Origin of the sequence: Denitromonas halophila (assembly GCF_007625155.1) — a bacterium.
In the GTDB taxonomy this organism is placed as follows: domain Bacteria; phylum Pseudomonadota; class Gammaproteobacteria; order Burkholderiales; family Rhodocyclaceae; genus Nitrogeniibacter; species Nitrogeniibacter halophilus.
Genome location: NZ_VMNK01000011.1, coordinates 1 through 12147, shown reverse-complemented (window position 1 = coordinate 12147; position 12147 = coordinate 1). Strand labels below are relative to the sequence as shown.

Sequence of the window (12147 nt, the reverse complement as noted above, 5' to 3'; positions counted from 1 at the left end):
GCTTAGCGTTGCGCGCCGGCGGCGAGTTGCTCGGCGGCGAATTCGGCAAAAGTGGTGATCAGGCGCGATCGGAATTTGTCTTTGGGGAAGATGACTTCCAGTGGCGTGTAGAGCTTGGGCACCAGGGGCACGGCGGCAATACGGCCGTCACCAATGTCACGCTGAATGGCAGCATGCGAGGCGATACCGAAACCAAAACCTTCGGCAGCGAGCTGTTTGACCGCGGCCAGCGAGCCCAACTCGGCGGCAATACTCATCTCTTCCATCGCGATGCCTGCGGCTTCAAAGTATTGGTCGGCCAGGTCGCGGATGGCGTTGCCCGGTTCGCGCGTAATGAAGGGGTGCGGCAGCAACTGGGAGGCCGTCAGCGAGGTCTCGCGGGCGAGCGGGTAGCTTGGGCTGCAAATGACCATCAGCTCGTCCTGCGCAGCACCTCGTCGCTCCAGCGACGGATCATCGGTGACGATCTCGATCAGCCCGAGGTCGAGATCGCGGTTGGCCACGCGCCCTGCCACCGTGCTGGAGTTGCCGACACTGACGCGCGGAATCACGCGCGGAAACTGGCGCTTGAAGCCTTCGAGAATTTTCGGCAGCCAGTAGGCGGCAATGGTGGTGCTGGTGCCGATATTCAGCGTGCCGGACAACTCGTCGGTCAGCTCCGCCACGCGGGATTCCATTTCTTCATTGAGGCCGAGAATTTTTTCGGCGTAGTTGTGCACGATTTCGCCGGCCGGCGTAAGCGTCGCGTAGCCGTGACCGCGCTCGAGCAAGCGGGTATTGAAGTGCTCTTCGAGCTGCTTGATCTGGAAGGTCACCGCTGGCTGCGTCATGAACAGACGCTCCGCGGCGCGGGTGAAGGAGCCGTATTTCACAACGGCATTGAAAACTTGCAGGCGACGATCGGCCATGATTGATAAACCGCGTTTATTGACATCCGCATTTCACCACAGATTCGGCCTTGTTGCTCTGCCATGCCCGATTCGTCACAGCCTTGATCTGACCCGGTCACGCCGTCACCGCGGTCATGGTATAAACCGACCTTCGTCAATCCTGCGCCCCGCCAAAATAAAACGATGAATCGCGGCTTCTATATCATCATGGCGGCACAGTTTTTTTCGGCGCTGGCCGACAATGCACTGTTGATTGCGTCCATCGGCCTGCTCCGCGACATGCAGGCACCACAGGAATACGAACCGCTACTCAAGCTGTTCTTCACCGTCTCATACGTCGCCCTGGCCGCCTTTGTGGGTGCCTTTGCCGACTCCATGCCCAAGTGGCGGGTGATGCTCGTCGCCAACACCATCAAGATCGGCGGCTGCGCGATGATGGTGCTCGGCGCGCATCCGCTGTTTGCCTACGCAGTGGTCGGACTCGGTGCCGCGGCCTACTCACCCGCCAAATACGGCATCCTTACCGAATACCTGCCCCATCGCTTGCTGGTGGTCGCCAACGGCTGGATTGAAGGGCTCACCGTGGGGGCCATCATCCTCGGCACGGTCATCGGTGGCGCGCTGATCCGGGACGACGTGAGCCTGTTTCTCCAAAGCCTGCCGCTGCCGTTCGGCAATGGCCCCTTCCAGGCAGCGCTGATGATCGTCGGTGTGATCTACCTGATCGCGGCCATTTTCAACCTGTTCATTCCTGACACCGGCGTCGACCACAAGGCGCTCAAGAAGAACCCGATGTACCTGCTGCACGACTTCAATCACTGTCTCAAACTGCTGTGGCGCGACAAACTCGGTCAGATTTCACTAGCGGTCACCACACTGTTCTGGGGTGCCGGCGCGACGCTGCAATTCATTGTGTACAAGTGGGCCGAGCACGCGCTGGGGATGGATCTGTCCAGCGCCACCATGCTGCAGGGCGTGGTCGCCATCGGTGTGGCGGTGGGCGCCGTACTCGCGGCCCGCTTTGTCACGTTGCGCAAATCGGTGCGGGTGATCCCGATGGGAATCGGCATGGGTTTGATGGTGCTGGTGATGACCTTGGTCACCAACGAGACCATCGCCATCGTGCTGCTCATTCTGATTGGCGGACTGGCGGGCTTCTTTGTTGTGCCGATGAACGCCCTGCTCCAGCACCGCGGTCACATCCTGATGGGCGCGGGCCACTCGATCGCGGTGCAGAACTTCAACGAAAACCTGTCGATTCTGGTCATGACCGGCGTCTATGCCCTGCTGATCATGTGGGGCGTGTCGATCAACACCGTGATCATCCTGTTCGGTCTGTTTATCGCCGGCACCATGTATCTGGTGCAAAAAGCCCACCACGCCAATCAGCGCATCTCCGACGACGTGGCGCACCTGGACGATTCGACGACGCATTGATTCCCCGTCAGGGAAACACCAGATTTTGCAGGGTGGTCAGCTACAAGATCACCGGTCGATTCGACAGTTCGTTCGGATTGCCATCGGTCTTCGGAAAATGCGTGGCGATCAATTCACCAATGGCTGACACCGCTGCCACGCAACCGGTGGCGTAGTCGTCCTCGCGAAAGCGCGCTTCGAGTGTCCGGCAGATCGCCTGCCATTGTTCGGGCGCGACATGCCGCGTGATACCGCGGTCGGCGACGATCTCGACCGCGTGATCGGCGTACTGGATGTACACCAGCACCCCGGTATTTTCCTCGGTATCCCAGATTCCCAGCGACGCAAACGCGTCCAGCGCCCGCTGGCGTGGGCTGACGCCGCGCCACAGGTCGGCCAGGTCCAGCCCGCCCTCGATGGCAAAACCGATCTCACCCCGATGCGCCGATTCAGAGGCGCGAATCGCCGACTCGACCTTTGCCAGCAAGGGCTCGGAGAAGCGACGCTTCACCTGCCAGGTGGGAATCATCAGATGGCGAAGCATGCGTTTCAAATCCATCACCAGCCTCCCGAGGCGCCGCCGCCGCTGAATCCACCGCCTCCGCCGCTGAATCCACCGCCTCCGCCGCTAAAGCCACCGCCGCCCGACGACCAACCGCCGCCACGACTGCCAAAGCCGCCACCGTGGCCGGAGCCAGTCGTCCAGGGTCCGCCGCCGCGACCACTGCCCAAAAGAATCACCGCAAGCGCGGCGATGAGCGCGCCCACGCCACCGAGGGTCAGCACGCTGGTACTCAAAAACCACCAGAGCCCACCGCCCACCGCGCCCACGCCAGCCCCCACGAGGCGACCAAAAATGGAACGCAGGATCGGCGCGGCAATGAACGCCACAAAGACCGTCTGCACCAGCAAATCGAGCACACCGTCCACGCTGACGGAGGCTCGACTGGGTGGCGGCAAGGGTTCGCCCTGAATGCGCGCCAGAATCGCATCGACACCATCGGAGAGGCCATCGGCAAATCGACCTTCGCGGAAGGCCGGTGAAATGCGTTCGGCAATGATGCGTTTGGCGATGGCGTCGGGAATCACGCCCTCCAGCCCGCGGCCGACTTCAATGCGCAGTTTACGATCGTTCTTGGCGACCAGCAGCAGCACGCCATCATCAATGTCATCGCGCCCCAGTTGCCAGGCGTCCACCACCCGGATGCTGTATTGCTCGATGGCTTCGGGCTGCGTGGTCGGCACGATCAGTAGCGCAATCTGGCTGCCCTTGGTCTGCTCAAACGCAGCCAGGCGCTGCTCGAGCGTGTCGCGTTCGGCGCCGGTGAGTGAGCCGGTAAGGTCGGTGACTCGGGCTTCGAGCGCCGGAATCGCTTGCAAGGCCTGCGCCACACCAATGCGCGGCAGCATGGCAAAGCACAGCAGGCACAGCCACAGTGCGAGCGCCGCGCGAGCGCCCGTTCGCCTCTGCATTACTGTTTGCCGTTACCGAACTGGACGGCAGGCGGCTGGGCGATGGCGCCGGGGTTTTCCACCGTGAAGCTGGCCTTGGGCGAATAGCCCATCACCATGGCAGTGAGGTTGTTCGGGAAGGTCCGCACCGAGATGTTATAGGTCTGCACCGATTCGATGAAGCGGTTGCGCGCGACGGTCACACGGTTTTCGGTGCCTTCGAGCTGGGCCTGCAAATCGCGGAAGCTGGCATCGGCTTTCAGGTCGGGGTAACGCTCGACGACCACCATCAGGCGCGACAGCGCACCACTGAGACCGGCCTGTGCTTGCTGGAAGTTGGCCATGGCGGCCGGATCGTTCAGCAGCTCAGGCGTGGCCTTGATGCTGCCCACGCCCGCGCGGGCCTCGGTCACCTGGGTGAGAACTTCCTTTTCATGGTCGGCATAGCCCTTGACCACATTCACCAGATTGGGAATCAGGTCGGCGCGACGCTTGTACTGGTTAAGCACTTCGGCCCAGGCCGCAGTCACCTTCTCGTCATTGATCTGAATCTGGTTGTAGCCACAGCCCGACAGCAGGCTGGCTGACACGGCAAGAAGGGTCAACAGGCGAACGAATTTCATCAAGCGTCTCCATTTCCAGATGAGCGATCCCGCATCTGGCGACGGGCAAAGCACAGGTCTTCCCAGGCTTTGGCTTTGTCCAGGGGGTTTCGCAGCAAATAGGCCGGGTGGTAGGTCACCACCACCGGGATACCGTGATAATCAAAACATCGCCCGCGCGCTGATGCAATACGAATGTCGGTATTTAACAAAGCTTGTGCCGCCGGCCGCCCCAGCACGACGATCAGTCGCGGCTTGATCAGCGCGATCTGACGGGCAAGATACGGGGCACATGCGGCCAGCTCCGAAGCGTCGAGCGGTCGGTTCATGGGCGGACGGCATTTCACGGCATTGGTGAGATAGACGTTCTCACCGCGCGCCAGGCCAATCGCGCTGAGCATGGCGTCGAGCAGCTTGCCCGCCTTGCCCACAAAAGGCTCACCCCGCGCGTCTTCTTCTGCGCCCGGGCCTTCGCCCACAACCAGCCAGTCCGCCTGGCGATCGCCGACGCCTGGCACGGCTTTCGTGCGCTGCTCGCACAAGCTGCAGTCGCGGCAGGTCTGAATGGTTTGGGTCAGCGCGTCCCAATCCAGATCGCCAGCGCGTGCCGTGTTCTCTCGCGACGCCTCCGGCACGGATGCGGCGGGTGCGTCCGCGACTGCGTTGGCTTCTCTCGCCCTCGACAACATCTCGGACGAAAGACGACGAGGCGCGGCATCGGGTGCAGCGCTGGGCGCGACCTTGGGCGTGCTGTGTTCGGGAGGCACGTCAGCCTCGACCTCAGGCAGCTGGGCATCCGGCGCGTCGCGCAGACGCCAGATCGGCCCCAGGCCCATCTCGCGGAGAATCGACTCGCGCACACTCATGGCGCCACCCGCATCACCAACGCGTCTTCCCGACCATTTTCAGCGGGGTAATAGCCCTTGCGACGACCGATGCTGACAAAGCCCGCCTTCTCGTATACCGCCCGCGCGGCCAGATTAGAGGGACGGACTTCGAGAAAAAACTGGTTTACGCCACGTTGACGCAATGCGTGTCGAAGAAAGTCGAGCAGCGCCGCCCCAACGCCGCGACCCTGCGCCGAACGCACGACGCTGAAATTGAGCAAGTGCGCCTCATCCACAATTTGCATGACCACGGCGTAGGCAATGGGCAGTTCGCCTTCCACCATGATCCAGCAACTGTAGCCGGCGCTGAGCGAATCTTCGAAATTGCCCCGCGTCCAGGGAAACGGATAGAGCTCCGGCTCGTGCCGCAGCACCCAGTCCAGGTCGTCCTCGGCCATGGGCCGATACGAGAACGCCGTCGCGCTCATGCCTTGCCCCCCTGGGCGAGGCGCTCGGCAACGGTTTGGGCAACCTTGTCGCGCACATAGCGCGGGCCGACCAACGCAGCGTCCATGGCAGGCGTGTGCGCCAATGACTGCGCTGCCAGGCGAACAAGCGTACCCGCCTCGGGCGCCGCCGCCGCATTCAGCACCGTCAAGCGCGCTTCATTCGGCAGCAGCTTTTCCGGGTAGCTGCCGAACGCGCTGCCGACACCGCCCCATTCGCCATGCGCGGGCAGCGTCACCGCCTCAGGGGGCAAACACGCGGGTTCATTCACCACGACATAGCCGGCGTCGCCACGTTCATAGGTTGCAAAATAGGTTTCACCCATGCGTGCATCGGTCGCCACCAGAACGCGCGCGGCGGTCTGCGCGGCGGCAATCAGGTCGAGACTGCACATCGGCACGATGCCCAGATTGGCCGCCAGCGCAAAGCCCTGCGCCACGCTGCAGCCAAGGCGCAAACTGGTGAAAGCTCCCGGCCCGACGCCCAGCGCGATGGCGTCGAGCGATGACAGCGACAATCCGTGCTCGGCCAGCAGCTCGAGTACTGCGGGAATGATCTGATCCGACGGGGTCGCGCCGCCCTCGACCCACCGCTGGTGGACCTGGTCGTCGATCAGGACGGCGACGCTGACGCGTTCGCAAGAAGATTCAATGCCGAGGAGTTTCATCGAGACCGGATTGTACCCGCGCCGTCGGCAGCGGGCAGCATCGATCGGCACGAACCGGCATGCTTCGGGGCGCAAAAGCGGAAAGTGGTCGATAACCGGGGGCGCCCGCCCTCACGAGCAATCAGGGACGCTGACGCTGGCGCTTGCCGTAGGCCTTGCGGATGGCCTCGTCGATATCGCGCCGCATTTCGAGGCGCTCTGCATCACTCAACTGGCGACGCTCTGGGCGATCAGCATCGGCAGAAATGTGCGCGAACTGACTCACGGACGCACGGATGTCCGCCCGCCAGGCGCGATTCTGGTCATTCAGTATTTGACGGGAATAAATCCCATCATCATCATTCTGAGCCGTCGCGATGCCGCTCATTGCCAACACGGCAACAAACAACGCGCACCGGCGCAACCGGTTCATGAATGAATGATCAGGCATGGGAGACATGGCACACATTGAATGACACTGTCTAGATAGCCGGATTTTATCCAGCAACCAAGCGACATGTAAGGCAATATTGCGCACAATGGTAGAACTTACGAACGGTTACGCTTGTTTCCCCGCCAAGTGGGCCACCACGCTGGTTTCGAATCGCGGGTGCCGATACGATTCACGCCATGACAACACTCAATGCTTCCAAACAGCGCTGCCGGGTATTGGTAGTCGACGATGATGCCCGCCTGCGTGATCTGCTCTCGCGCTATTTGTCCGAACAAGGTTATGCCGTCAAAGCCGTCGTCGACAGCGCCGGCCTCGACCGGGCACTGCACCGTGAACACTACGATCTGATCGTACTCGACCTGATGCTGCCGGGCGAAGACGGGCTGTCGATCTGCCGGCGTTTGCGCTCGGCCGAAAACAACACGCCCATCATCATGCTCACCGCCAAGGGCGATGATGTCGACCGCATTCTCGGCCTTGAAATGGGCGCCGACGATTACCTGCCCAAACCCTTCAATCCGCGTGAACTGGTGGCCCGCATTCAAGCTGTGATGCGCCGCCAGCCCCAGCAACTGCCGGGCGCCCCCGCACTGGACGACGAAACCGTCAGCTTCGGATCGGTCTCCATCGACTTGTCGACCCGCACGTTGACGCGAGATGGCGAAGAAATCGCCCTCACCACGGGCGAGTTTTCCCTGCTCAAGGTGCTGGTACAACATCCCCGCCAGCCCCTGTCGCGCGACAAACTGATGGAATTGGCGCGCGGGCGCGAATACGGCGTTTTTGATCGCGCCATCGACGTCCAGATCTCCCGACTGAGAAAACTGGTCGAAGAAGACGCCGGCAAGCCGCGCTACATCCAGACGGTGTGGGGCTTCGGCTACGTCTTTGTGCCGGACGGCGCCAAGTCCGCCAACTAGGGATCCCACCATTACCCGCGTTCAAAACGGCTCGAGCGAGAAAAAACAGGGGCCGACCAGCACGAACACGGCCGCAACCCCGGCGTCGCAACTGTGGTTTTTGCCCCGCTCACTGCTATGGCAAACCTTCGCCTTGCTGGCCGTCATGCTGGTGCTCGCCTTCGCGGCCTGGTCGCAGATCGTCCGCCATTTCGAACAAGAACCGCGCGCGCGTGACCTGGCTCAGATGGTCGTCAGCATCGTCAATCTGACCCGCACCGCCCTGGTCAACGCCGAGTCTGCGCGTCGCCTCGAAATGCTCATCGATCTCACCGCGCTCGAAGGCATCCGAGTCTATCCGGCCGAGGACGACGACACACTGACGCCCTTGCCGGACACCCGCCCGATCACGCTTCTGACGAGCGAAATCCGCCGGCAGCTCGGCCCGGGCACCCGCTTTGCAGGCAGCTGGGAAGGGCTCACCGGTTTCTGGGTAAGTTTTCGACTCGACCCGCAAGACCCTGACGAATACTGGGTGATGCTGCCACGCGAGCGCATTCAACGGCCCCGCGCACTCGAATGGCTGGGCTGGGGCGGCGTGATCATGGGCATCGCCCTGCTCGGCGCCTATTTGATCGTTTTCCGTATCGGCCGGCCCCTGCGCCTGATTGCGCAGGCCGCGCGCACGGTCGGTCAAGGCAAGTATCCGCCGCCGCTGCCAGCTGGCGGCCCAGGCGAAATTGCCGAAGTTGCAGTCGCCTTCAACCAGATGTCCGGCGATCTGGCCCGGCTCGAGAGCGACCGCGCGATCATTCTCGCCGGCGTTTCGCACGATCTGCGCACCCCGCTGGCCCGTTTGCGCCTCGGCGTCGAGATGAGTGGCGCACCCAACGACGAGGTGCGGGCCATGGTCAGCGACATCGAAGAAATGGACCGCGTGATCGGCCAGTTCGTCGACTACGGCCGCAGCGAGCCTCAGCCGCCCGAAATCGTCAAACTTGCCCAACTGATTTCGGACATCACCGAAGCCTATCGATTGCGCGGCCTGGACATCCAGCTCGATCTCGACAGCGGCGCGGCAATCCGTGTTCGGCCCATTGCCTTCCGGCGCGCCCTGCGCAACCTGATCGACAACGCAGAGCGCTATGGCGGGAAAGCACAAACAATCACCGTCTCCACGCACTCAGCGGGCGATCACTGGAAAATCTCCGTCACCGACCAAGGCCCCGGCGTGCCGGAATCGGCCTTCGAAACCCTCAAGCGCCCTTTCGTCCGGCTCGACGAAGCGCGCAGCAACCCGCAAGGCGCCGGCCTGGGCTTGGCCATTGTCGACCGCTTCGCCCGCGCGCACGACGGACGGCTTGACTTGTCCAATCACCCGGACGGCGGCCTGATTGCCACTCTCACCCTGCCGGGGACCAACGCGCCTGTCATGACTTCGGGCTAGAATCAGAGTTCGCGTATCCGAGGGTCGATCTCATGAGCATCGTATTTCGCCAGCTCTTCGATGAAGACAGCTGCACCTACACCTACCTGCTAGCCGACGCGCTCACGGCCGACGCCGTCCTGATCGACACGGTGCGCGAACATGTCGGCGGTTACCTGTCGCTGCTGCAAGAGCAAGGCCTGCAACTTCGCTGGGTGCTCGAAACCCATGTCCACGCCGACCACATCACCGGCGCCGCCGCGCTCAAGGAGCACACCGGCGCGCGCACGGTCACCAGCGCCGAAGGCGGCGCAGAGTGTGCCGACGTCCGGGCAACCGAAAACACCCTCATCGCCTTTGGCGAAGAGCTGATTCGAGTCATCCCCACGCCCGGGCACACCCCGGGCTGCGTGACCTACCGCTGGCGCGATCGCATCTTTACTGGCGACGCCCTGCTGATCGGCGGTTGTGGTCGCACCGACTTCCAGGGCGGCGACGCTGGCACCCTCTACGACAGCGTGACTGGCCGCCTGTTTACGCTCCCTGCTGAAACACTGGTCTATCCGGGCCATGACTACAAAGGCCAGCGCGTCTCCTGCATTGGCCAGGAGCGCGACACCAATCCGCGCCTCGCCAACACCTCGCGCGAAGCTTTTCTGGACACCATGGCCAATCTCAAATTACCGCCACCGCGCCAGATCGACACCGCACTTCCTGCCAACGAAGCCTGCGGTCGAACGACGGAACTGATTGATCTTCAGGGCGTCTGAATACTTTGCAAAGCCCCTGCGCCCAGACGGCGCCAGACCGAAACCGATATAATCGCCGCCCATGAAAGTACTTTTTGACCTTCTCCCCGTCCTGCTGTTCTTCGCGGCCTACAAAATCGCCGGCATGAACGAGATGGCCGCGGCCGACCTGGCCACTGCCATGCTCGGCACCGAGATCGGCATCAAGCAAGCGCCCATCCTGCTCGCCACCGCAGTGACCATTCTCGCCACCTTCGGCCAGATCGGATGGCTCAAGCTACGTCGCCGGAAAGTCGACACCATGCTGTGGGTGACGCTGGGCTTGGTCACGCTGCTGGGCGGCGCCACTCTGGTCTTCCACGACCCGGTGTTCATCAAATGGAAACCCACCGCGGTGTACTGGCTATTCGCCATCTCCCTGCTGGCATCGGCCATGCTGTTTGGCAAAAATCTGATCCGGTCTGTTCTCGAAGCGCAAATGAGCTTGCCCGACCGCATCTGGAGCCGTCTCAATGCCGCCTGGGCGGGCTTCTTTGTCCTGATGGGCGTGCTGAACCTGTATGTCGCTTTCAGTTTCACCGAAGAGACCTGGGTCAATTTCAAGCTGTTTGGCGGCATGGGTTTAATGCTGCTGTTTGTCATCGGACAGGGCATGTACCTGTCCCGCCATGTTGAAGAGGAACCCCAACAATGATGTTCTACGCCCTGATCGGCGAAGACGCCCCGGGCACGCTTGACACCCGCCTGGCCGTGCGTGCGGCCCACCTCGCGCGTCTCAATGCACTCAAGGATGAAGGCCGTCTGCTGCTGGCCGGCCCCTGTCCCGCCATCGACTCGCCCGACCCCGGCCCCGCCGGCTTCTCCGGCAGCCTGATCGTCGCCGAATTTGCCTCACTGGCCGACGCCGAAGCCTGGATGGCCGCCGACCCCTACGTCACCGAAGGCGTGTTTGCGCGCACCACCGCCAAACCCTTCAAGAAGGTGCTGCCGTGAGCAACACGCTGGCCCAGATCGAAACACGCCTCACCGACGCCCTCGCGCCGATGTCATTGCATATCGACGATGAATCAGCGCAACATGCCGGCCACGCTGGCGCCCGCGACGGCGGCGGCCACTACCGTGTCGACATCGTCTCGGCAGCGTTTACCGGTAAAAACACCGTGACTCGCCACCGACTCATCTACACGGCGCTGGGTGACCTGATGCCGCGCGCCATTCATGCACTGGCCATTCGCGCCAGCGCACCCGAAGAACTCTGATCCCCGCCAACAAGGAAATTGCTGAATGAATCTGTTTTCCAAGAAGCTGCTCGTCGTGCTGATTGCCGGCGCAGCTGCCCAAGTCGCCCTCGCTGCCGGCCCTGTCGCCACCGTCAACGGCACGGCCATCCCCCAGGGACACGCCGACGCACTGATCACCGAACAAACCGCCAAAGGCACGCCGGACAACGAACAACTGCGCGGTGCCGTGCGCGAAGAGCTGGTCCGCCGTGAGATTCTGTTCCAGGCTGCCCAGAAAGATGGTCTGGACAAGACCCCCGAGGTCACCACCCAGATCGAGCTGGCCCGCAAGGCCGTCGTGATTCGTGCCTACCTGCAAGACTTCGTGGCCAAGAACCCGGTCACCGATGCCGATGTACGCAAGGCCTATGACGAAATCAAGGGCCGCCTGGGCGACACCGAGTACCACGCACGTCACATCCTGGTTGACGACGAAGCCGAAGCCCGCGCCATCATCGCCAAGATCAACAAGGGCGAAAAGTTCGACGACCTGGCCAAAGCCCACTCGAAGGACCCGGGCTCCAAAGACAAGGGCGGCGATCTGGGCTGGAACAACCCCGCCACCTTCGTCCCGCAATTCTCGGACGCCATGGTCAAACTCGAGAAGGGCAAGATGACGCCCGCACCGATCAAGACCAACTTCGGCTATCACATCATCAAACTGGACGACACCCGCAAGATGGCCGCCCCCGAGTTTGATCAGGTCTCACCGCAACTCAAGCAACGCCTGCAGGCTCAGACGCTGGAGCAGCACATCCTGCAACTGCGCACAGCAGCCGACGTCAAGTAAGGCCGCAAGCGAAGGACAAGGGAGCCACATGGCTCCCTTTTTTTTGGCGCTCTTCTCATACGTCATATTTTATGTAAAATGAATGCCCGCTGATCTCAGGGCGCTCACATGTTCTCACCCTTCACCTCCGACACCCGCCTGTTCGCGCTTGAATGGCGCGACGCTGCCTTCGACCTGCCCGTCGAAGCCTGGTGGGGCACCGAGGCGGT

The 12147-nt window shown here is 62.3% G+C and carries 16 protein-coding genes; 8 read left to right on the top strand and 8 right to left on the bottom strand.

Annotated elements, in window-relative coordinates; genetic code table 11:
• Window positions 1-2 precede the first annotated feature (2 nt).
• On the bottom strand, window positions 3-908 hold the full coding sequence (locus tag FHP91_RS12175) for a LysR family transcriptional regulator (protein ID WP_144309865.1): 906 nt from the start codon (window positions 906-908) through the stop codon (window positions 3-5).
• A 165-nt stretch (window positions 909-1073) separates the two neighbouring features.
• Between FHP91_RS12175 and lplT the strand changes: the two genes are divergently transcribed.
• Window positions 1074-2327 carry a lysophospholipid transporter LplT gene (lplT, locus tag FHP91_RS12170; RefSeq protein WP_144309864.1) on the top strand — a complete coding sequence of 418 codons (1254 nt, stop codon included), beginning with the start codon at window positions 1074-1076 and terminating at the stop codon, window positions 2325-2327.
• A 40-nt stretch (window positions 2328-2367) separates the two neighbouring features.
• On the opposite strand, the gene FHP91_RS12165 is transcribed toward lplT, so the two are convergent.
• The 7 genes from FHP91_RS12165 to FHP91_RS12135 all read right to left on the bottom strand — a co-directional run bounded on the left by FHP91_RS12165 (window position 2368) and on the right by FHP91_RS12135 (window position 6773).
• A complete protein-coding gene (locus tag FHP91_RS12165; RefSeq protein WP_144309863.1) occupies window positions 2368-2865 on the bottom strand; it encodes a TPM domain-containing protein in 498 nt (165 codons plus the stop codon).
• On the bottom strand, window positions 2865-3779 hold the full coding sequence (locus tag FHP91_RS21620; RefSeq protein ID WP_144309862.1) for a TPM domain-containing protein: 915 nt from the start codon (window positions 3777-3779) through the stop codon (window positions 2865-2867). Before FHP91_RS21620 ends, FHP91_RS12165 begins: the two co-directional genes overlap by 1 nt.
• The gene (locus FHP91_RS12155) at window positions 3779-4381 is read right to left on the bottom strand and encodes a LemA family protein (protein WP_144309861.1); all 603 of its coding nucleotides are present in this window, start codon (window positions 4379-4381) and stop codon (window positions 3779-3781) included. The genes FHP91_RS21620 and FHP91_RS12155 overlap by 1 nt, the downstream gene beginning before the upstream one ends.
• The gene (locus tag FHP91_RS12150) at window positions 4381-5226 is read right to left on the bottom strand and encodes a uracil-DNA glycosylase (RefSeq protein ID WP_144309860.1); all 846 of its coding nucleotides are present in this window, start codon (window positions 5224-5226) and stop codon (window positions 4381-4383) included. Before FHP91_RS12150 ends, FHP91_RS12155 begins: the two co-directional genes overlap by 1 nt.
• Window positions 5223-5645, bottom strand: a complete 423-nt coding sequence (rimI, locus tag FHP91_RS12145; protein WP_246116294.1) for a ribosomal protein S18-alanine N-acetyltransferase — start codon at window positions 5643-5645, stop codon at window positions 5223-5225. Before rimI ends, FHP91_RS12150 begins: the two co-directional genes overlap by 4 nt.
• A 26-nt stretch (window positions 5646-5671) precedes the next feature.
• Complete coding sequence (tsaB, locus tag FHP91_RS12140) at window positions 5672-6361, bottom strand: tRNA (adenosine(37)-N6)-threonylcarbamoyltransferase complex dimerization subunit type 1 TsaB (RefSeq protein ID WP_144309858.1); 690 nt, start codon at window positions 6359-6361, stop codon at window positions 5672-5674.
• 121 nt (window positions 6362-6482) lie between these two features.
• Window positions 6483-6773, bottom strand: coding sequence for a hypothetical protein (locus FHP91_RS12135; protein WP_144309857.1), 291 nt, complete (start codon window positions 6771-6773; stop codon window positions 6483-6485).
• Between the two features lie 197 nt (window positions 6774-6970).
• Between FHP91_RS12135 and ompR the strand changes: the two genes are divergently transcribed.
• The 7 genes from ompR to FHP91_RS12100 all read left to right on the top strand — a co-directional run bounded on the left by ompR (window position 6971) and on the right by FHP91_RS12100 (window position 11938).
• Entirely contained in the window at window positions 6971-7714 is a 744-nt protein-coding gene (gene ompR, locus FHP91_RS12130; protein WP_144309856.1) for an osmolarity response regulator transcription factor OmpR, read from the top strand.
• Between the two features lie 100 nt (window positions 7715-7814).
• Complete coding sequence (locus FHP91_RS12125) at window positions 7815-9140, top strand: ATP-binding protein (RefSeq protein ID WP_246116293.1); 1326 nt, start codon at window positions 7815-7817, stop codon at window positions 9138-9140.
• A 32-nt stretch (window positions 9141-9172) separates the two neighbouring features.
• Window positions 9173-9889: an MBL fold metallo-hydrolase gene (locus FHP91_RS12120; RefSeq protein ID WP_281281788.1), complete on the top strand. Its 717-nt coding sequence runs from the start codon at window positions 9173-9175 to the stop codon at window positions 9887-9889.
• Between the two features lie 61 nt (window positions 9890-9950).
• On the top strand, window positions 9951-10562 hold the full coding sequence (locus FHP91_RS12115) for a septation protein A (protein WP_144173095.1): 612 nt from the start codon (window positions 9951-9953) through the stop codon (window positions 10560-10562).
• Window positions 10562-10861 carry a YciI family protein gene (locus FHP91_RS12110; RefSeq protein WP_144173771.1) on the top strand — a complete coding sequence of 100 codons (300 nt, stop codon included), beginning with the start codon at window positions 10562-10564 and terminating at the stop codon, window positions 10859-10861. The genes FHP91_RS12115 and FHP91_RS12110 overlap by 1 nt, the downstream gene beginning before the upstream one ends.
• The gene (locus FHP91_RS12105) at window positions 10858-11127 is read left to right on the top strand and encodes a BolA family protein (RefSeq protein WP_144309855.1); all 270 of its coding nucleotides are present in this window, start codon (window positions 10858-10860) and stop codon (window positions 11125-11127) included. Before FHP91_RS12110 ends, FHP91_RS12105 begins: the two co-directional genes overlap by 4 nt.
• A gap of 25 nt (window positions 11128-11152) precedes the next feature.
• Window positions 11153-11938, top strand: coding sequence for a peptidylprolyl isomerase (locus tag FHP91_RS12100; RefSeq protein WP_144309854.1), 786 nt, complete (start codon window positions 11153-11155; stop codon window positions 11936-11938).
• Window positions 11939-12147: the final 209 nt, after the last annotated feature.